The following is a 19,736-nucleotide window of genomic DNA, read 5'->3' as shown; positions in this document are numbered from 1 at the left end:
CGTCTCCGGACAGTGCTGCCGTAGCTCAGTGGTAGAGCGCATCCTTGGTAAGGCTGAGGTCGTGAGTTCAATCCTCACCGGCAGCACCATTTTCCCCTCCTCGCAAAACAGACCCCAGGAACGCGCCGGACGCAGATCCGCGACGACTCTTGATCAATTTGATTTAGCAAAATAGATTAGTTCTTGCGGTCATTAACGACCGTGATGTTTCCCAGGGGGGAAGAACTTTATGCGTCATGTATTCGTAGCGGCCTGCGCCGTGGCCCTTGTTGCGTCGCCCGCGCTGGCCCAGACCAGGACGAGCTCGGTGGGCGTCGGTATCACCGGCGGCACGCTCGGCGTTGGACCGGAAGTCGGCTGGCGGTCGACCAATTTCGGGGTGCGCGGCAGCGCCACCTTCTTCAGCCTCAGCCGCGGGGTCGATTCGGACGGCATCGAATATGATGGCGACCTCAAGCTGCGCTCGTTCGGTGGCAGCCTCGACTTCTATCCGGGCGGCGGCGGGTTCCGCCTCTCGGGCGGCGTGCGCGTCGGCAAGAACCGGGTCGAACTGACCGCTTCCCCGGCGGCGACCACCAGCGTCGAAGTGGGCGATGCCACCTATACCGGCGCGCAGATCGGCACGCTGAGCGGTGAAGTGCGCGCCAAGAAGGTCGCCCCGACCCTGACGCTCGGCTACGGCGGCGGTGTCGGGAGCGGCGTCTATTTCGGCATCGACGCGGGCGCCATGTTCCAGGGCAAGCCCAGGGTCCGCAGCCTGACCGCGACCGGCCCGATTGCCGCCAATGCGGCGTTTCAGACCCAGCTCGCCAACGAGCGGCGCGAGATCGAGGACGATATCGACAACTTCAAGGTCTACCCGATCCTCCAGCTCGGCCTCGGCTATCGCTTCTAGGCGACACGCCTTCTGGCCTTACGAAGGGCGGCGTCGGTCAGGGGGCCGGCGCCGCCTTTTTCGTTGGCGGACGTCTGGTCCCAAGAAGAGGGTGGACCCGCGTCCCCGCCGGGCTAGAGGAAGGCCATGCGCTTCTTTTCCGACAATGCCGCGGCGGTCCATCCGGCCGTGTTCAAGGCCATGGCCGAGGCCGACCGGCTGGACACCGCCTATGACGGCGATGCGTGGAGCAAGCGGCTGGACGCGGCCTTTTCGGCCTTGTTCGAGCGCGAGGTGACCGCGCTGTGGGTGACCACCGGCACCGCCGCCAACTGCCTGGCGCTGGCGGGGCTGGTGCCGCCCCATGGCGGGGTGCTGTGCCACCGCGAGGCGCACATCCAGGTCGACGAGGCGGGGGCACCCGAATTCTTCACCGGCGGGGCCAAACTGCTACTGGTCGACGGGCCGGGCGCGAAGCTGACGCCGCAAGCGCTGGAAGAAGCGCGGGGCCGGATCCGGCCCGACGTCCACCAGGTCCAGGCCGATGCGCTGTCGATCACCAATGCGACCGAATATGGGCTGGTCTATTCGGCGGCGGAGACCGCGGCGCTGGGCGCGTGGGCCAAGAGCCACGGGCTCGGCTTCCACCTCGACGGGGCGCGTTTCGCCAATGCAGTGGCATCGACCGGGGCGAGCGTCGCCGACCTGACCTGGCGCGCGGGCGTCGACGCGCTGAGCTTCGGCTTCGTCAAGAATGGCGGGCTGTCGGCCGAGGCGCTGATCCTGTTCGATCCCGCACTGGCCGACGGCATCCGCCGGCGGCGCAAGCGGTCGGGGCATCTGCTGAGCAAGGGCCGCTATCTGGCGGCACAGCTGTTGGCGATGGTCGAGGACGATGTCTGGCTGAACAATGCGCGCGCGGCGAATGCTGCGGCGCGGCGACTGGCCGAGGCGGCGGGAGAGCGGCTGGTCTATCCGGTCGAGGCCAATGAAGTGTTCCTGAAGGTCAGCGCGGCGGAAGCGGCGGCGCTGAGGGCCCAAGGCTTCGACTTCTACGACTGGGGCGTGGGCGAAGCGCGGCTGGTGACCAGCTGGGACCAGGACATGGCCGCGGTCGAGACGCTGGCCCGCGCGATCGAAGGGCTGTGAGCGCACCGCTCAGCAAGGGCACGGTCCTTGTCTTCTTCTGCATCATCACCCTAATCTGGGGATCGACCTGGATCGTCATCCGCGACCAGCTGGGCGTGGTTCCGGCGCACTGGTCGGTGACCTATCGCTTCGTCATCGCGGCGGCGGCGATGGCGGCCTATACCAGCTGGCAAGGCAGCGGGCTGAAGCTTCCGCCCGGCGCGTGGAAGGTCGCCGCGCTGTTCGGATTTTGCCAGTTCTGCGTCAATTTCAACGCGGTCTATCTGGCCGAGCATCACATCACCAGCGGGCTGGTCGCCTGCGTGTTCGCGCTGCTGCTGATCCCCAATAGCCTGCTGGCGTGGGCGTGGACCGGGCACAAGCCGACCCGCGCGTTCATCCTCTCCGCGATCCCCGCGATCGGCGGCATCGCGCTGCTGTTCTGGAACGAGGTGCAGAGCGCTCGGGCGCCGCTGGGCGAGGTGATGCTGGGGATCGGCCTGACCCTGCTCGGCGTGATGGGGGCAAGCGTGTCAAACGTGCTGCAGACCACCGACAAGGCGCGGGCCGTGCCGCTGCCGACCATGCTGACCTGGGGGATGATCTTCGGCGCGCTGTTCGACGGAGTCTTCGCGCTGGCCGTCAGCGGGCCGCCGGTGTTCGATCCGCGGCCGGGCTATTGGTTCGGCCTCGCCTATCTCGCGCTGTTCGCCTCGGCGCTGGCGTTCAGCCTGTACATGCCGATCATCCGCACGATCGGGGCGGGCCGGGCGGCCTATTCGAGCGTGATCGTGCCGATCATCGCCATGGCGCTGAGCACCGTGTTCGAAGGCTATCGCTGGACCGGCCTGGCGGTGGCCGGCGCGGTGCTGGCGATGGCGGGGATGGTGTGGGCGCTGACCAGCCGGCGCGAGGCCGAGCCGGTGCCGCTCGCGGACTGAACTGAGGCGTCACAATGGCAAGGTTGTCGCTGTCCGACAGCGCGACTAAGCCACGGGGCATGCTCGATATACGCGCGTCGCTCGACGCTCCCGCCGCCGCCCCAACCGCCATCCGCCGCGAGGATTATCAGGCGCCCGACTGGTTGGTGCCGGAGGTCGAACTCAAGTTCGGGCTGGACCCGGCGCGGACGGTGGTGACGGCGCGGCTGACCGTGAAGCGCAATGGCGGGCACGACCGGCCACTGGAGCTCGATGGCGAGGAGCTGGAGTTGCTCTCGCTCAAGGTCGACGGTGAGAAGCGCGAGGCGCGGTTCGAGGACGGGCGGCTGGTGGTCGACCTCACCGGTGCGGCGGCGACCGTCGAGACCGAGGTCGTCATCGCGCCCGAGAAGAACAGCCAGTTGATGGGGCTCTATGCCTCGGGCGGGATCCTCTGCACCCAGTGCGAGGCCGAGGGCTTCCGCCGGATCACCTTCTTCCCCGATCGGCCCGACGTACTGAGCCGCTATCGGGTACGGCTGGAGGCGGACAAGGCGCGCTTCCCGGTGCTGCTGGCGAACGGCAATCCGGTCGAGGAAGGCGAAGCCGAGGACGGAAAGCATTTCGCGCTGTGGGAGGACCCCTTCCCCAAGCCCTGCTACCTGTTCGCAATCGTCGCCGGCGACCTCCAGTGCAACGCCGACCGCTTCACCACGATGAGCGGGCGCGAGGTCGAACTGGGCATCTGGGTGCGCGAGGCCGATCTGCCCAAGACCCGGCTGGCGATGCAGGCGCTGAAGGACAGCATGGCGTGGGACGAGCGCACCTATGGCCGCGAATATGACCTCGACCGATTCAACATCGTCGCGGTCAGCGACTTTAATTTCGGGGCGATGGAGAACAAGGGCCTCAACATCTTCAACACGCGCTACGTGCTGGCCGACCCCGAGACCGCCAGCGACGGCGACATCGACGCGGTCGCGGCGGTGGTGGCGCACGAATATTTCCACAATTGGTCGGGCAACCGTGTCACCTGCCGCGACTGGTTCCAGCTGAGCTTGAAGGAAGGCCTGACCGTATTCCGCGACCAGGGGTTCAGCGAGGATATGGGTTCGGCCGCGGTGCAGCGGATCGACCAGGTGCGGACGCTGCGCGCGGCGCAGTTTCCGGAGGATGCGGGCCCCCTCGCCCACCCGATCCGGCCCGACAGCTACATGGAGATCGCCAACTTCTACACCGCGACGGTCTACAACAAGGGCGCCGAGGTGATCCGCATGATGCGGACGATCCTGGGTTCCGAGGCCTATCGCAAGGGCACCGACCTCTATTTCGAACGGCACGACGGGCAGGCGGTGACCTGCGAGGATTTCGTGGCGTGCATGGAGGAGGCGAGCGGGGCCGATTTGCGGCAGTTCCGCCTGTGGTATTCGCAGGCCGGGACGCCGACGGTGAGGGCGCGGCTGGAGCAGGTTGACGGCGGCGCGACGCTGCACCTGGCGCAGGAGGTGCCGCCGACCCCGGGCCAGCCGGCCAAGCAGCCGATGGCCATCCCCCTCAAGGTCGCGCTGATCGGCGCGGACAGCGGGCGCGAGATCGCGGGTGAGCGGCTGGTGATGCTGGAGCGGGCCGAGCAATCGATCAGCTTCGCCGGCATCGACGAGCCCGCCTTCCTGTCGATCAACCGCGGCTTTTCCGCCCCGGTGATCGTCGAGGCGGACCGCAAGCCCGGCGAGATCGAGGCGCTGGCGGCGGGCGACAGCGACAGCTTCGCGCGGTTCGAGGCGGGGCAGGAATTGATGATCCGCGACCTCTTGGCCGCGATCACCAGCGGCGGACCGGTTGCCACCGACGCGATCCTGACCGCGGTCGGCGCGACCCTGCGCAGCCAGTCGCTCGACCCCGCGTTCAAGGCCGACGCGATCGCGCTGCCGTCGGAGAGCCTGCTGACCGACAAGCTCGACCGGGCCGATCCGGCGCGGGTGCACGCGGTGCGCGAAGAGGTCCGGCGGGCGATCGGCAATGCGCTTAAGGACGATCTGTCGCGCGCCTACACCCAGGCCAGCGCGGCCGACCCGGCCAGCCTGTCGGGCGCCGACAAGGGCCTGCGCCGGCTGCGCGCCGCGACCCTCGCGCTGCTGGCGGCGGGCGATCCGCAGTTCGGCGCGGGCCTGGCGCAGCGCCAGTATGACGAGGCGCGGACCATGACCGAGCGGCAGTCGGCGCTGATGGTGCTGGCGATGCTTGGTCCGGACATCGCGGCCAAGGCGCTGGACGACTTCTACGCCCGGTTCGAGGACGATCCCCTGGTCATCGACAAGTGGTTCGCGGTGCAAGCCTCGGTCCCGGGCGAGGCGACGCTGGCGGCGGTCGAGCGGCTGCAGTCGCAACCGGCCTTCACCATGAGCAATCCCAATCGCCTGCGGGCGTTGGCCGGAAGCTTCGCGGGGACGCCCAGCGCCTTCCACCGCGCCGACGGCCTGGGCTACGACTGGCTGGCCGAAGTGATCGTCGCCGCCGACAAGCTGAACCCGCAGACCGCGGCGCGGTTCGTCGCGCCCCTGGGCCGGTGGCGCAAGATCGAGGAAGGCCGCGCGGCGAAGATGCGCGGCGCGCTGCAGCGGATCCTGGGCGAGCCGGGGCTCAGCAAGGACGTGTTCGAGCTGGCGAGCAAGAGTTTGGGGTGACGGCAATCGTCCCGGCCTGCGCCGGGACGACGGGCGCCCTTAGCCGCCGATCCACTTCGCGACCTGGTTCGCCACGTCGTTGGCGGCCGCGTTGATCGCCGGGCCGACGCTGGCGGCGGTGCCGTCGGCGGGGGCGGTGGCGGTGAAGCGGCGGGTCTGTACCGTCGCGCCGCGGGTCGCGGTGGCGTCGTAGGTGACGATGACCTGGCCGGTGGCACTGTCGACGCCGAACCGCTGAAGCACGCCAGAGACGCGGGTGCCGGGGTCGATCCCGGCCTGGCGCGGATCGATCACCACGCGGCCGGTGACCCGCTTGACCGTCTCGCTCAGCAACTGCTGGAACAGGCGGTCGGGGGTTTCAAGATATTGCAGGTCCTTGACGTAGGTGACCTGGCCCGCGGTCTCGAGCACGGGCACCCGCACCTGACGGATGTCGCGGCCGGCGATCGGCAGTTCGATGCTGACCGCGTCGCTCGCGGCGGCGGTGCGCTCGAACGTGGCGCTGGGCGTGGCGGGGGTAAGCGTCAGAAGGGTCGCCGGGGTCTTCCCGCCGAAGCAGGCCGACAGCGACAGGGGAAGCGCCAGCGCGGCGGCGAGGGTGAGGAGGCGCATCAGCGGGACTTTCCGGGTTTGTGATCGGGGAGCTTGGGCGCGCCGAGCACGCCGGTAATGCCGCCCTGATCGAGCCTGCTCGACACACCTTCCAGGCTGGATGTGAGATCGCGCAGGTCGCGGACCAGGCGGTTGACCTCGGGCAGGGTCGATTTGGAGAAATTCTGCACGCCCGGCCGCGCATCGGCGACCAGCGAGTCGATGTTGGCCGACGTCTGCTGCAGCGACTGAAGCGACTTGCGGAGATCCGCCGCAGCCGGCTGGACGTCGCGCTGGACAACCAGGCTGCTGCTGTTGGCCAGCTTGGCGATCTCGTCGGCGGCGCGGCCCGCGTTGCGCGCGGCGATCCGCGCCTCGGCCAGCGTGTCGGCCATTTCGGGCGAGCGATCGGCCAGCACCTTGCTGGTCTTGTCGATGTTCTCGAGGATGTCGGAGATGGCGTTCTGGTTGCGGTCGCTGAGCAGTTCGGTCAGCCGCTCGGTCAGGCGCTGGATCCGCTCGAGCAGTTCGGGCGCAGAATTGAGCAATGCGCCGAGGCCGCCGGACGAACTGGGCACCACCGGGCAGCCCTGCGGCCCGAGCTGGGTAAGCGGGCGGGCGCCCTTGACCGCGCCGTCAAGCTGGATCTCGGACACGCCGGTGAAGCCGACACCCTTGATCTGCGCCGTGGTGCCCTGAAGCACGGGGGTCGATTCCTCGACCTCGATCCGGACCCAGACGAATTCGGGCCGGTCGGGGAGCAGCGAGACGCGGGTGATCTGGCCGACGGGCACGCCGGAGAAGCTGACGTTGGAACCGCGGTTGAGGCCGCCGACGCCCTGGCTGAAGTAGATGTCGAAGCACTTGCGCTTCTGCGTGTTCAGACCCGCGATCCACACCGCGAAGAACAGCAGGCCGACCAGGAGGACCAGGACGACGGTGCCAACCAGCACCTGATTTGATCGGGTTTCCATGCCTGCTCGCTATGCCGCTGCCGCGCGGCCGCGCGGTCCGTTGAAATATTCCTGGATCCAGGGGTGATCGAGGGTCAGGAGATTCTTGATCGTGTCGACCGCGATCACCTTGCCATCGGCCAGCACCGCGACCCGGTCGCAGATGGCATACAGGCTGTCGAGATCGTGGGTAATGAGGAAGACGGTGAGGTCGAGCCGCTGCTGCAGGCCGCGGATCAGCTGGTCGAAGGCCTGCGCGCCGATCGGGTCGAGGCCGGCGGTGGGTTCGTCGAGGAACAGCAGTTCCGGGTCAAGCGCCAGCGCGCGGGCGAGGCCGGCGCGCTTGCGCATGCCGCCGGACAGCTCGCTGGGGAACTTGGCGCCGGCATTTTCGGGCAGGCCCGACATGACGATCTTGTAGCCGGCGATCTCGTCCAGCAGCGGCTGCCTGATGCGGGGGAAATACTCGCGGATCGGGACCTGCACGTTTTCGGCCACGGTGAGGGTCGAGAACAGCGCGCCGTTCTGGAACAGGATGCCCCAGCGGCGGCGGATGTTCTTGGCTTCGTCCTCAGGCCGGTCGACCATGTTCTCGCCGAGCACGGTGACCTCGCCGGCTGTGGGGCGCTGGAGCCCGATGATCGAGCGCATCAGCACCGACTTGCCTGTGCCTGAGCCACCCACCACGCCGATGATCTCACCCCGGCGGACGTCGAGGTCGAGGTCCTGGTGAACGATCTGGTCGCCGAACCGGTTCTCCAGCCCGCGGACCGAGATGATCGGCTCTTCATTGTCGGGCAGGATGGGCGAGCTGCTCATCAGATCCAACCGACCGAGCTGAAGAAGACGGCGAAAATGGCGTCGAGCACGATCACGAGGAAGATCGACTGGACCACCGCGGCGGTGGTCTTGAGCCCGACCTGCTCGCTGTCGTTGGCAACCAGCATGCCCTGAAAGCAGCCGGCCAGCGCGATGATGAAGCCGAACACCGGGGCCTTGATCAGACCGACCCACAGGTCGGTCGCGGGCACCACGTCGCCGATCAGCTGGATGTAGGTGATCGGGGGGATCTCGAGCCCGACCCAGCAGAACACGCCGCCGCCGACGATCGCGGTGATCATCGCCCAGAAGGCGAGCAGGGGCATGACGACGATGGTGGCGAGGATGCGCGGTACGACCAGCGCTTCCACCGGCGAAACGCCGATGGTCCGCATGGCGTCCACTTCCTCGGTGATCTTCATCGTCCCGATCTGCGCGGCGAAGGCGGAGCCCGAGCGGCCGGCGACCATGATCGCGGTCATCAACGGGCCCAGTTCGCGCACGGTGATCCGGCCGATCAGGTTTACGGTATAGACCTCGGCGCCGAACTGCTGAAGCTGGACCGCGCCCTGCTGACCGATGACGACACCGATCAGGAAGCTCATCAGCCCAATGATGCCGAGCGCGCGGACGCCGACGACGTCGAACTGCTGGACCAGCGCATTGTAGCGGAAGCGCTTGGGATGGGTGAGGACCGCGAACAGTCCCATCAGGGTCGCGCCGAAGAAGCCGAGCAGGCCCGCGAAAGTGCGTCCGAACTGGAAGGTCCAGGCGCCGAGTTCGCCGACCGCGCTGATTTTCTTCGGGCGCTTGACCTCGCTCGGGCGGTCCGCGTCGGCGACCTGTTCGAGCAGCTTGGTGACGTCGGAGCTGGCGCCGGTCACGCTGGCATTGCGGTCGCGGACGGTGCGGTGGATCAGCCAGGCGCCGACGGTGTCGATCCGGTCGACCCCCGACAGGTCGATCTCGACCGGGTCGGGCAGGGCGTCGAGTTCACGCTGGGTCGAACCGGCACGGGCAATGGTCAACGCACCGTTGGGCGCGAAGACATTGGATTCCGTCCTGGGCAGCGCCGCCGAAGCCATCAATGGGGGACATGCCCGGAAAGCAAGGGATCGGCAAGCATCACAAAGTTAACGCGGAAACAGCGTTTCGGGTGCATTACGATTTTGCGCTCCGCCGAGACCGTGCGCGGGCGACCCTGAATTTCCTGCCTTGTTATTGCCAGACTTTGCGGCTTTGCCGATGGCGCAAACATGGCCGACGCCCCCGCCTCCCCCCCGACCGTGCAGTTCGTTGCGCTTGGCGATCCCGACATCCGCCTGTTCGGGCGGACGGTGCGCGCCCGTGCCGAGCAGGTCGCGGCCAAGGCCGGGCTGGTCCCGGTCGAGAGCGAGGACAGCGGGCGGCCACGGCTGGTCGCCGACATGGGCTATGCCTGGGACCCGGCGTGGCTGACCGAGCTCAAGAACCGGCCCGGGTCGGTGCTGATGCTGGATGGCCAGCCGGTGATGATGCACCTCGAGGCCGGAACCGCAAACACCGGCTTCGACCCCGCCGGGCTGGCTCCGATCGACGCCCGCACCGCCACCCTCAACTATTCGCTGCTGCGCAAGCGCGAGCGTCCGTTCGTCATGCCGCTCGATCCGGCCAGCACGCTGGCGGCCGAGAACGCGCTGTACGACGCATCCTACAAGGGCGTGACCGACGTCCTCACCCTCTACCTGTGGCGGCGCCCGGCCTTCTGGCTGACCCGCTGGGCGGCGCAGGTCGGGATGACCCCCAACCAGGTGTCGCTGATCGGCGTCCTGTTCTGCGTCGCGGCCTTCTGGGCGTTCTGGAACGGTCAATATTGGCTCGGCACGGCGCTGGGTTTCGTGTTCATGGTGCTCGACACGGTGGACGGGAAACTCGCCCGCTGCACCGGCACCTCGTCGCGGTGGGGCGACTGGCTCGACCATGGGGTCGACCTCATCCACCCGCCCTTCTGGTGGTGGGCCTGGCTGCACGGGCTGGGCACCGCGGGCCACCAAATGGAGGAGGTCTACAAGGGCGTAATACTGGCGGTGATCGTCGGCACCTATGTGATCGGGCGGATCATCGAGGGCCTGTTCATGTGGCGCTTCGGGATGCACATCCACGTCTGGCAGGCGATCGACAGCCGCTTCCGGCTGATCACCGCGCGGCGCAATCCCAACATGGTGATCCTGGTCGCCGCCCTGCTGTTCGCCCGGCCCGACGTCGGGATCGAACTGGTCGCCTTGTGGTCGGTGCTGAGCCTGATCTTCCATTCGGTCCGCCTCGCCCAGGCCGAGGGCCGCGCGGCGCGCGGGCGCAAGATCATCAGCTGGCTGGACCGTCCGTGAGCGACGCCGCGACCGGCGGGGAAGGCTGGACCGTATTGCTTCTCGCCGGGGCGCGGCCAGGCGGCGACCCGCTGACCCGGAGTCTGCGGGTCGACTACAAGCCGCTGCTTCCGATCCTTGGCGAACCGATGCTGCTGCGCCCGATCCGCGCGCTCCTGGCGGTCGCGGCGGTGGCGCAGATCCGGGTGCTGACCCAGCAGATCGAACGCATTTCGGCAGTCCTTCCCGACGACCCGCGGATCGTGGTCGAGCAGTCGGACGAGACCATCGCCGCGACGCTGCAGCGGATCTGCGCCGATCCCGCCACCCGCTTCCCGCTGCTGGTCACCGCCGCCGACCATGCCCTGCTGACCCCGCAGATGGTCGAGGAATTCATCGCCGGGTCGGCCGGATGTGACGTGTCGGTCGGCTTCGTCAGCAGGTCGAACATGCTGGTCCGCTTTCCCCAGGCGCAGCGCACCTGGCTGCGGTTCGGGCGGGAACGCTACAGCGGGGCCAACCTGTTCGCCTTGCGCACGCCCAAGGCGCGGATCGGGATCGAGCGCTGGCGGGCGGTCGAGCAGGATCGCAAGAAGGGCTGGCGGGTCCTGCTGCAGATGGGGCTGCCGCTGTTCCTCGGCGCGGTGCTTCGGGTGCGCGACCTGCACCAGTCGGCCCGCGACCTCAGCCGGAGCCTGGGCATCACCATCAAGGGCGTGGTGCTGAGCGATCCGATCGCCGCGATCGATGTCGACAAGGCGGCGGACTATACGCTGGTCAACGAGATCCTCGCCGGTCGTGCCTGACGGGAGCCGCGCCTGATGGACCTCGCCATCTACGACATGGACCGGACGGTGACCCGCCGCCCGACCTACACCAGCTTCCTGCTGCATTGTGCACGGAAGCGGGCGCCGTGGCGGCTGCTGTTCCTGCCGCTCGTGGCCGGATCGATGCTGGCCTACCTCGCCAAGCTGATCAGCCGGGCGCGGCTGAAGGAGATCAACCACAAGCTGCTGCTGGGGGCGAGCATTCGTCCGGCCGATCTCAAGCCACTGGTCGACAGTTTCGCCGACGCCCAGGTCGCGCACAACATCCGGCCGGGCGCACGGAAGGCGATCGCGCGCGATAAGGCCGAGGGGCGGCGGGTGGTGATGGCCACCGCCAGTTATCGCTTCTACGCCGCCGCCATCGCCGAACGCGTTGGCTTCGACGACACCATCGGGACCAATACCCTGCTCGGGCTCGACGACAGCGTGCTGTGCCGGATCGACGGCGAGAATTGCTACGGCGAGGCCAAGATGCGGATGGTCGCCGGCTGGGTCGAGCGGTCAGGCCTGACCGGAAAGCACGGCCACGTCCGCTTCTATTCCGACCATGTCACCGACGCACCGGTGTTCGAATGGGCCGACGAAGCGGTGGCCGTGAACCCGCATGGCAGGTTGCGCGAACTGGCCTCGAGACGCGGCTGGGCGGTCGAGGACTGGGGCTGATGGGCCACTGATACGCCCGGCGGCCGCGGCGGGAACAGGAAGCCCTTGAGGTCGCGCGGTTCGCGCACATAGTCGAGGCCGGTCTTCGGAATTTCGTCGCGGCGCGGGAAATGGGCGGTGCCGAACAGCACGTCGAGCACCGGGAAATAGAAGGAATAATTGCGGTTCCAATGCTGCCGTTCGATCGAGTGGTGGACACGGTGGAAGCGCGGCTCGACCAGCAGGTAGCGCAAGGGTCCGAAATTCAGCCGCACGTTGCCATGGGCAAGGACGCCGACAGCGTGGAGGGCAGTCGCGACGATCACCACCTGCGGCTCGCTGACCGAGAACAGGAGGGTGAGCGGAATCGTCATCAGCGGAATGCGCCAGACATATTCCGACACGTGATGGTAGGCGTTGAAGGCGTTCAGTTCCTCGATCGAATGATGGATCGCATGGAACCGCCACAGGAACGGCACGGTGTGCTGAAGCCGGTGAAACCAGTAATAATTGATGTCGTACAGGAACAGCCCGAGCATCGGCACGACCGTGTAGCCGGCCACGACCACCAGCGGGTTCGAGGACTGAAGCGTTCCGCCCAGGTCCCAAGCGAAGAGCGGGCGAAGCCCGGCGCCGGCCATCGCCGACTGCGTCAGACCGGTCACCGCCACGGCCGCTGCCAGCGAGAGGAAGGAGAAGAGCATCCCGCGCAGCCATGACCAGCGAGATTGCTTCTCCGCCGGGATCAGCAGTTCCAGCACGCCGCACAGCGCGGCGCCATAAAGGTAGCCCGACCAGGTCCCGACGACCGATTTGAACAACTCGAGGATGGCGGGCAGCCTTCAGGTCACGCTTGGGAATGCCGATCCTGCAGCGCGGACGATTGAGAAAGCGTTATCGGCTGGCGGGCGGAGCCCGGTCACAGTCGCGCTCGTCCCAGGCTCGGTTCGTCCGGCCGGCCCTGCAAAGTGGGGCGCCGCTACCCACATGGGCGCCATGAGAAACTGGCTTCCGCTTCTTGCCTGCCTGTCGCTGATGGCGGCCGGCTGTTCGGAAGCGCAGAACATGCCGGGCGGCCCGCCGGCGGGTGCCGCACGCAAGGCGGTCGCCACCCGCGGGCTCGATCCCGCGCTCATGGCCCAGGTCAGGGCGCAGGCCGGGGCCCTGCCGCGGGTCCATGCCGTACTGGTCGCTCGGCAAGGCGAGATCCTGGCGGAATATCGCCTGCGCGGGTCAGCGCTCGACCGGCCGGTCAACATCAAGTCCGCGTCCAAGTCGGTCCTGTCGGCACTGGTCGGAATCGCCATCGGGCGCGGCGTCCTGACCGGCCCCGAGCAGAAGATCGCGCCCTTGCTGCGCGCCGACGTGCCGGCGGGCGCCGACCCGCGGATCGAACGGATCGAGATCGGGCACCTCTTGTCGATGCAGGCCGGGCTGGGCCGAACCTCAGGACCCAATTACGGCGCGTGGGTCGCGAGCCCCAATTGGGTGCGCTACGCCCTGGCGCGCCCGTTCGCGGCCGATCCGGGGGGCGAGATGCTCTATTCCACCGGTTCCTCGCACCTGCTGTCGGCGGTCCTCACCCGGGCCTCGGGGCGCAGCACCCATGCGCTGGCCGAGGAGTGGCTGGGCGAACCGCTGGGTATCGACCTGCCGCAATGGCCGCGCGATCCGCAGGGCATCTATTTCGGCGGCAACGACATGCTGATGTCGCCCCGCGCGCTGCTTCGCTTCGGAGAACTCTACCGCCAGGACGGCGTGTGGCAGGGGCGGCGGATCCTGCCCGAAGGCTGGGTCGCGCAAAGCTGGCGGCCGCGCACCACCTCGCCGTGGAGCGGCAATCCCTACGGCTATGGCTGGTTCTCGCAGCGGAGCGGCGGATACGACGTCCACTTCGCCTGGGGCTATGGCGGGCAGATGCTGTTCATCGTGCCGGACCTCGACCTGACGGTGGTGATGATCTCCGACCCCTCGCCTCGTCCACGCGAGGAGAGCCACGTCGCCGACCTGGCCCGCATCCTTGCGACCGGGATCATCCCCGCGGCCGAGAAGGGCCTCGACACTTCCTAAACTCCCAAAGATCCCCACGGCCGGAACCCGGTTCGGTGCGCGTCGTCGCCATCCATCGAGGCTGCGCGACCTTTTGCCGAAAGCGACGGTTCAGCCCCGCCGCTCGCCCTAGTGCAATTCCATGTCACAAGCCCTCCTCCTCAATCCGCCGCGCCCCGTCGCGGACTTCGGCCGCCTGTTCCTGGCCGTCGCCTTCTTCGCCTTTTGCTATTGCCTGCTCACCTGGCGGGCGCTGCTGCTGAGCGAGGCGGCGCCGCTAATCAGTGATCGCCGCGCGATTGCCTTGCTCGTTGGCGCGAGCGCCTTCTGGCTGGCGCTTGGACATCTGGGAAAGCCCGGCCGCCTGACACTTGTCCGCACGGCAAGTTGGATCGTGCTCGGCACCATCGTCGTTATGGTCGCGCGCCTTGCGGTGAATTGGTGGAAGCCCGACGCCGTGCTGACCTTGAGCTACAGCCTGCGCTGGTCGCTCGCCTGGGCCGGTTATTTCGGGCTTTGGCTGATGGGCGCGGCGACCTTTCGCAAGCGCGCCGCGGCGGCGGTACCGGCAGCGAGGGACGCGGAATGGGAGCATATCGAGTGGGTGATTGAATCGCTGATGAGCGAACTCGAGGTCGCCTCGCACGAGGATCGTGCGCGTCTCGCCGACCGTTTGATCATCAAGGCAGGCACCTACGAAATGGCGGACGAAATCGGATTGGCGGCCGCGCACAATGCGCGCCTGAGGCTGGCCTACCGGATCGCCGCGCGCCTCACCGCGGAACCTAGATAGCGCCCCTCCCCGGTTAGTGGGTCCAGTCGAGGGTCAAGTGGTCGAAGTGCCAGCGCAACTGTGCGGGGGTGGCGCTGTCGACGTCGTTGACCCGGCGGAGGACCGCCTCGCCCTCGATCCGCACCGGACGGCCGTCCTTGTCGGTGCTCGTGATCGTGATCGGCGCGGTATAGTAGAGCGATCCGGCGGCGCCCTCGGTCGTCCCGGTCGGGACCGCGACGGTGATCTTGCCGAGGTCCTTGAAGATGGCGGCGAATTGGGCGCGGCTCCAGCGTTGCCGGTCGCCCGGCGAGAGCAGGGCGTAGGCCGTGTCTAAGCGCTTCAATTCGATCGCGCGGGCGAATGACAGCAGGATGTTGCGCGCCCCCTTCTCGCCGCGCTCGGCGGCATCGGTCAGGGGCGGCGGCGAAAGGTCGGGCGCGGCAGCTTCGTTGCCGGTGGGACGAGGCGCGGGCGCGGGCGCTCTGGCATTCGCCGGCGGTTCGGCCGGGGACTGGGCGGGCATCGGGGCGACGGTGTCGGTCGATACGGTTGCCGCATTATCCGCAGGGGCGGAGGTGTTGGTGGCCGGCTGCTGCTGGCAAGCCGCGAGCGCAAGGACGAGGACGAGCGCCGGGAATCGAACGAGGCTGGTCATGGGGATCGAACCGGCAAGGCGCCAAGCCGTTCCGATCCCCTGAGCGACCAGTCGCCGGTCAGACCGCGAGCAGCGCGTTCTCGAAGTCGGCGATCAGGTCGTCGGCATTCTCGACCCCGATGCTGATCCGCACCAGGTTGTCGGTGATGCCGAGCGCCTGCTTGCGCTCGTCGGGGACGCTGAGGTGGGTCATCGCCGCCGGCGCGCTGGCGAGCGTCTCGGTCCCGCCGAGGCTGACCGCGAGGTGCGCGATGGTGAGGTTGTCGAGGAAGGCAAAGGCCTCCTTCTCGCCGCCCTTCAAGTAGAGCGAGAAGGTCGAGCCGGCGCCGGTGCAGTGGCGATTGTAGATGTCGGCCTGGCGGGTGCCGGGTTCGAGGAAGCCGAGGTAACCGACGCTTTCGACCTTGTCGTGGGTGCGCAGGTACTCGCACACCTTGGCCGCATTCTCGCCCGCGCGGCTCATCCGCAGTTCCAGCGTCTCGAGGCTTCGCAGAAGCATCCAGGCGGTGTTGGGGTCGAGGATGGTGCCGATGGTGTTGCGCATCATGCGGATCGGATCGAGGAACTTCTTGGCGCCCACGAGGCCGCCGGCGACGAGATCGCTGTGGCCACCCGCATACTTCGTCAGGCTGTAGACGCTGATGTCCGCGCCCGAGGCGAGCGGCTTGGCCCACAACGGCCCGAGGAAGGTGTTGTCGATCGCGACCGGCGGACGGGTGGAAGCGTCCGGGAACGCCGAGTCGCGGACCGCGCGGACGGCTTCGACGTCGACCAGCGCGTTGGTCGGGTTGGCCGGGCTTTCGAGATAGATCATCGCGACCCGGCCCTTGGCCTTGGCCGCTTCGACCACCGCGGCGATCTCGGGGCCGGTTGCGCCCGACGGGAAGTCGAGCCAGGTGATCCCGAACTGGCCGAGGATCTTGGCGATCAGCGTCTCGGTCGCGGCGTAGAGCGGCCCCGAGTGGACGATCACGTCGCCGGGGCGGCAGAAGGTCAGCAGCAGGGTGGCGATCGCCGACATGCCGCTGGAGAAAGTCAGTGCCTCCTCGGCCGCTTCCCACAGGCGCAGGCGGGCTTCGAGGATCTCCTGGTTGGGACCGTTGAAGCGCGAATAGACCAGCCCCTCGGCGCCGCCCGGACGCTTGCCGGTGATGCCTTCGAAGAAGCGCTTGCCGTGCGCGGCGGTGTCGAACACGAAGGTCGAGGTGAGGAAGATCGGCGGCTTCAAGCTACCTTCGGACAGGCCCGGATCGAAGCCGAACCCCATCATCATCGTCTCGGGCGAAAGTTGGTGGTTGCCGATCGAGGTCGGGCTCTTCTTCATCGGGCGCCGCGAGGGCACCCCGCTCAGGTCAGCTTCGTTTTCCATGAGCGGCCCCCTAGCCGAGTGGAGGGAGCGGCGCCAGCGAGGCGGTGCCCGATTGCGCCGACCCGCCCGCGCTGACAGGATGAGCCATGCTCAGCCTCCTCCTCGCCGCCGCTGCCGCTCAGGCCCCCGCCGCCCTCGACGGCAAGTGGACGGTCGACCTGTCGAGCGAGCCGGGCAAACCCTACACCCAGCCGATGGAGCTGGCGCTCAAGGCCGACGGGACGGTCACCGGCAGTTTCTACAACAGCGAGATCCAGGCCGGACGGTGGAAGAACGATCGCGGGCGGCTGTGCGCCAGCTTCCGGACCAGCGACGGCAAGGGGCCGTACCATAGCGCTGTATGCCTGGTCGGCGACGGAGCGGTCGGCCAGACCTGGGCCGAGCACCGCAATTTCCTGTTCAACTGGAACGCGGTCCGGGCCGCGAAATAACTACGCCCGGCGGCGGCTGGCAAGCAGACCGGCAAGGAAGCCGAGCGAGAGGACTCCCACGCCGCCGGCGGCGATCGCTGCCCACGACCGGGCGGGCGGTTCGGGCGCCGAAGCGGGTTTGGGCGGGCGATATTGTCCACCCTCCTCGACCGGGATGCTGTGCACCGTCCGGCTGATCGCCTTGATCCGCTCGCGCTTGGCGGCGGCGCTGTTGTCCCCCTCGTCCATGCCGCAACAACTAGCGAAGCGGTGTTGCGGGGGCGTTAAGGCCGCTCAGAAACCCAGCGAAAATCTCACCGCCGCGCCGGTGTCGAGCGCGGCGGTCTGGACATGCCCCGGCTGGAGGCGGGTGAACAGGTTGCCGCTGATCCAGCCGTTGCCGAGCCAGCGCCGGCCGTAGCTCAGCTCGGCGTCGAGCTCGCGCCCGCGCGGAACCATGCTCGAGCGGACGATGCTGTAGCCGGGCGCCATGCCGGTATAGTCGAACGAGGTCGGCAGGCTCATCGCAAAGCCCCCGCCGGCGATCCGCAGCGGCTGCGCCAGGCGCAGGCCGAAGCGGTCGCCGTCAGCCATCAAGTCGCTCGCCGCCAGGTCGAGCGCATAGGCGCCGGTGGTGAAGCTGCCGCCGGCGAAGCGGGTCCAGCCGCGCCGGGCCGTTAGCCCCGCGCTCCACCCGGCACCGAGGTCGCGGCGGGCTTCGAGATCGAGGAAGGTGGTGGCCGCGCCGCCGCCGCCGAGCAGGCCGTCCATCCGCCCGCCGAGCAGGCTGCGTTCTTCCTCCAGCCGGCCGAGGCCGAGCGACAGCCATTGCCTGCCGACATTGCGGTCGAGGCTGAACGCGGTCCAGCGATAGGGCGAGCCGAACGCTAGGGTGCGCTGCTCGCCGGTCACCTCGCCGGTCTCGCCGCTGATCGTCAGCGCGGCCTTGCCGAGGTCGCGGCGAAGCACGATCGAGCTTCCGCGATCGGCGTCGAAGCCGGGATTGCCGGCAACATCGCGGGCGATCAGGAACGCCCCGCTGGCGACGCCAGACAGGCGCCGCTCCATCGCCTTGGCGCCCTCGGCGAACCCGAAAGCGATCGCGGTCTTCCTGTCGAGCCGCGCCACCGCCGAGCCGGCCACCAGCCGCGCCTTGCGCAGGTCCTCGGGGCCGATCCCGGCGTGGCTGAGGAGATAGCCCTTGCCGTCGCTGCGTTCGGCGACGGTCATCATCACGCTGAGCGGCCCCGCCCCCGCACCGCCGGCGCGGTACGATCCGCCGAGCGCGCGGTGGAGCGGCTCGGTCCGGGGCGCGGTGCGGATGGTGCGGGCAAGGTCGACCGCGAAGGCGCGCGAATAGCCGTCGAGCACCACCGCCCCGATGCTCGCGGTACCGGCTGGCGCATCGCCCGCCGCGGCCGGGGCGTCTGACCCGGTGGCAGAGATGGTCTCGCTGCTGCCGGCTAGCGACACCGCGCCGATCGGCTGCATCGCGCGGGTGACGTTGAGCCGTCCGCGCCCGAAGATCGCGTCGGTGCCGGCCGCGCCGAGGTCGTCGGCGCTCTTGAACAGGATCTCGACGATCTGCGCTCCGGACAGGTTGGGAAAAGCCGAGGCGAGCAGCGCCGCGGCGCCGCTGATGGTCGGGGCGGCGAAGCTGGTGCCGCTCCACCGGCTTTCGACCCCGTCCTTGTTGACGGTCCGCACCCCCGACCCAAGTGCGGCGAGGTAGTTGTTGGAGGCGACCCCCGCACGGTTGCTGAAGCTGGACAATTGGTCGAGCCCGACGGTCCCGCTGCTCGTCATGCTGCCAAGCGCGCCGGCGACGATCACCTGGGTCGGGAAGCGGCTGGCGGGGACTGCGGCGAAGGCGTCGGCGTCGACCCCTTCGGGTTTCTCGCCATCGTTGCCGGCCGAGATCACGATCACCACGCCCGCGTTCACCGCGTTGCGCATCGAGTTCAGGAGGCTGGTCCCGGGCGCCGACCCGCCGAGGCTGAGATTGACCACCTTGGCCCCGGCCGCCACCGCGGCGTCCATGCCCCGCGCGATGTTGGTGTCGGAGAAGGAGCAGCCGTCGCCCTCGGTGTCGGTGCAGCTGCCGGGGGTGTCGGCGCGGTAGACCAGCAGGGTCGAGTCGAACGCCACCCCGTGGGTGCCGGTGCCGTTGCGGTTGGCGGCGATCACGCCCGCCGCGGCCGAGCCGTGACCCGAATCGTCGCCAAGCCCGCGGCTGCCCGCGACGTCCCGGCTGGCGGCGTCGATCCGCCCGCTGAATTCAAGCGCATCGGGATTGATGCCGCTGTCGATCACCGCGACCTTGATGTTCTTGCCGGTCGCGCCGGCGCTGTAGGCGGCGAGCGCCCCCGAGGTGACGGCGGCGTTGGAGCGCTGATATTCGGCCGTGTTGTAGTTGACGGTGGCGACCGTCGGTGCCGGGGCGGGGGTGGTCGGGGCCGGTGCCGGAACCGGGGTGACGGGCGCGGTGCTTACCGGGGGGGCGGGCGTAGATTCGACGCCCCCGCCGCCGCCGCCGCCACAGGCGGACAGGCTCAGCATGGCCAGGGTCGCAGCCGATCCAAAAAGCGCCTTCGCCATTCGCAGCCTTTCACAAACCGTTATATTCGCTTGGTTTTTCAACGGCATGGCTAGTCGAACAATCCTTTCGCTTTGCTGACGAGGCCATAAGGTCTAG

General features: G+C 68.4%; 18 protein-coding genes, 1 tRNA gene and 1 pseudogene. 11 read left to right on the top strand and 9 right to left on the bottom strand.

All coding sequences use genetic code 11. The features are described from left to right. Positions 1–14 precede the first annotated feature (14 nt). The 5 genes from M1K48_RS11550 to pepN all read left to right on the top strand — a co-directional run bounded on the left by M1K48_RS11550 (position 15) and on the right by pepN (position 5,606). A tRNA-Thr gene (locus M1K48_RS11550) sits at positions 15–89 on the top strand. A 170-nt stretch (positions 90–259) separates the two neighbouring features. Further along, positions 260–895 (top strand): hypothetical protein, encoded by a 636-nt coding sequence (locus M1K48_RS11545; RefSeq protein WP_249503355.1) that lies wholly within the window; start codon positions 260–262, stop codon positions 893–895. 126 nt (positions 896–1,021) lie between these two features. Beyond that, complete coding sequence (locus tag M1K48_RS11540; protein ID WP_249503354.1) at positions 1,022–2,023, top strand: threonine aldolase family protein; 1,002 nt, start codon at positions 1,022–1,024, stop codon at positions 2,021–2,023. Continuing rightward, complete coding sequence (locus tag M1K48_RS11535; RefSeq protein ID WP_249503353.1) at positions 2,020–2,943, top strand: DMT family transporter; 924 nt, start codon at positions 2,020–2,022, stop codon at positions 2,941–2,943. Before M1K48_RS11540 ends, M1K48_RS11535 begins: the two co-directional genes overlap by 4 nt. Positions 2,944–3,002: 59 nt before the next feature. After that, on the top strand, positions 3,003–5,606 hold the full coding sequence (gene pepN / locus M1K48_RS11530) for an aminopeptidase N (protein ID WP_249503352.1): 2,604 nt from the start codon (positions 3,003–3,005) through the stop codon (positions 5,604–5,606). Positions 5,607–5,645: 39 nt separating this feature from the next. On the opposite strand, the gene M1K48_RS11525 is transcribed toward pepN, so the two are convergent. The 4 genes from M1K48_RS11525 to M1K48_RS11510 are packed head-to-tail and all read right to left on the bottom strand — an operon-like array spanning position 5,646 to position 9,054. After that, positions 5,646–6,218, bottom strand: coding sequence for an ABC-type transport auxiliary lipoprotein family protein (locus M1K48_RS11525; protein WP_249503351.1), 573 nt, complete (start codon positions 6,216–6,218; stop codon positions 5,646–5,648). Then, positions 6,218–7,171: an MlaD family protein gene (locus tag M1K48_RS11520; protein WP_249503350.1), complete on the bottom strand. Its 954-nt coding sequence runs from the start codon at positions 7,169–7,171 to the stop codon at positions 6,218–6,220. Before M1K48_RS11520 ends, M1K48_RS11525 begins: the two co-directional genes overlap by 1 nt. Before the next feature lie 9 nt (positions 7,172–7,180). After that, a complete protein-coding gene (locus M1K48_RS11515; protein WP_249503349.1) occupies positions 7,181–7,969 on the bottom strand; it encodes an ABC transporter ATP-binding protein in 789 nt (262 codons plus the stop codon). Beyond that, a complete protein-coding gene (locus tag M1K48_RS11510; protein ID WP_249503348.1) occupies positions 7,969–9,054 on the bottom strand; it encodes an ABC transporter permease in 1,086 nt (361 codons plus the stop codon). Before M1K48_RS11510 ends, M1K48_RS11515 begins: the two co-directional genes overlap by 1 nt. 171 nt (positions 9,055–9,225) lie before the next feature. On the opposite strand from M1K48_RS11510, the gene M1K48_RS11505 reads away from it, so the two are divergent. The 3 genes from M1K48_RS11505 to M1K48_RS11495 are packed head-to-tail and all read left to right on the top strand — an operon-like array spanning position 9,226 to position 11,804. After that, positions 9,226–10,335 carry a CDP-alcohol phosphatidyltransferase family protein gene (locus tag M1K48_RS11505; RefSeq protein ID WP_249503347.1) on the top strand — a complete coding sequence of 370 codons (1,110 nt, stop codon included), beginning with the start codon at positions 9,226–9,228 and terminating at the stop codon, positions 10,333–10,335. Continuing rightward, positions 10,332–11,120, top strand: a complete 789-nt coding sequence (locus tag M1K48_RS11500) for an NTP transferase domain-containing protein (protein WP_249503346.1) — start codon at positions 10,332–10,334, stop codon at positions 11,118–11,120. Before M1K48_RS11505 ends, M1K48_RS11500 begins: the two co-directional genes overlap by 4 nt. A 15-nt stretch (positions 11,121–11,135) precedes the next feature. Then, positions 11,136–11,804, top strand: a complete 669-nt coding sequence (locus M1K48_RS11495; protein ID WP_249503345.1) for an HAD family hydrolase — start codon at positions 11,136–11,138, stop codon at positions 11,802–11,804. A gap of 128 nt (positions 11,805–11,932) precedes the next feature. On the opposite strand, the pseudogene M1K48_RS11490 reads toward M1K48_RS11495, so the two are convergent. Continuing rightward, a pseudogene (locus M1K48_RS11490) lies at positions 11,933–12,322 on the bottom strand (sterol desaturase family protein); the annotation flags it as partial. 457 nt (positions 12,323–12,779) lie between these two features. On the opposite strand from M1K48_RS11490, the gene M1K48_RS11485 reads away from it, so the two are divergent. Both M1K48_RS11485 and M1K48_RS11480 read left to right on the top strand, forming a co-directional pair. Next, entirely contained in the window at positions 12,780–13,853 is a 1,074-nt protein-coding gene (locus M1K48_RS11485; RefSeq protein WP_249503344.1) for a serine hydrolase domain-containing protein, read from the top strand. Between the two features lie 121 nt (positions 13,854–13,974). After that, positions 13,975–14,625: a hypothetical protein gene (locus M1K48_RS11480; protein ID WP_249503343.1), complete on the top strand. Its 651-nt coding sequence runs from the start codon at positions 13,975–13,977 to the stop codon at positions 14,623–14,625. Between the two features lie 13 nt (positions 14,626–14,638). On the opposite strand, the gene M1K48_RS11475 is transcribed toward M1K48_RS11480, so the two are convergent. Then, positions 14,639–15,262, bottom strand: a complete 624-nt coding sequence (locus tag M1K48_RS11475) for a hypothetical protein (protein WP_249503342.1) — start codon at positions 15,260–15,262, stop codon at positions 14,639–14,641. Positions 15,263–15,320: 58 nt separating this feature from the next. Beyond that, complete coding sequence (locus M1K48_RS11470) at positions 15,321–16,631, bottom strand: cystathionine gamma-synthase family protein (RefSeq protein WP_249503341.1); 1,311 nt, start codon at positions 16,629–16,631, stop codon at positions 15,321–15,323. 86 nt (positions 16,632–16,717) lie between these two features. Between M1K48_RS11470 and M1K48_RS11465 the strand changes: the two genes are divergently transcribed. After that, a complete protein-coding gene (locus tag M1K48_RS11465) occupies positions 16,718–17,062 on the top strand; it encodes a hypothetical protein (protein ID WP_249503340.1) in 345 nt (114 codons plus the stop codon). Here M1K48_RS11465 and M1K48_RS11460 read toward each other — a convergent pair whose 3' ends face one another. After that, entirely contained in the window at positions 17,063–17,290 is a 228-nt protein-coding gene (locus M1K48_RS11460; protein WP_249503339.1) for a hypothetical protein, read from the bottom strand. Between the two features lie 45 nt (positions 17,291–17,335). Then, on the bottom strand, positions 17,336–19,639 hold the full coding sequence (locus M1K48_RS11455) for a S8 family peptidase (RefSeq protein WP_249503338.1): 2,304 nt from the start codon (positions 19,637–19,639) through the stop codon (positions 17,336–17,338). Between the last annotated feature and the right edge of the window lie 97 nt (positions 19,640–19,736).

It is taken from the genome of Sphingomonas glaciei (assembly GCF_023380025.1).
Classification (GTDB): domain Bacteria; phylum Pseudomonadota; class Alphaproteobacteria; order Sphingomonadales; family Sphingomonadaceae; genus Sphingomicrobium; species Sphingomicrobium glaciei.
This window is presented reverse-complemented; position numbering and strand designations above follow the sequence as displayed.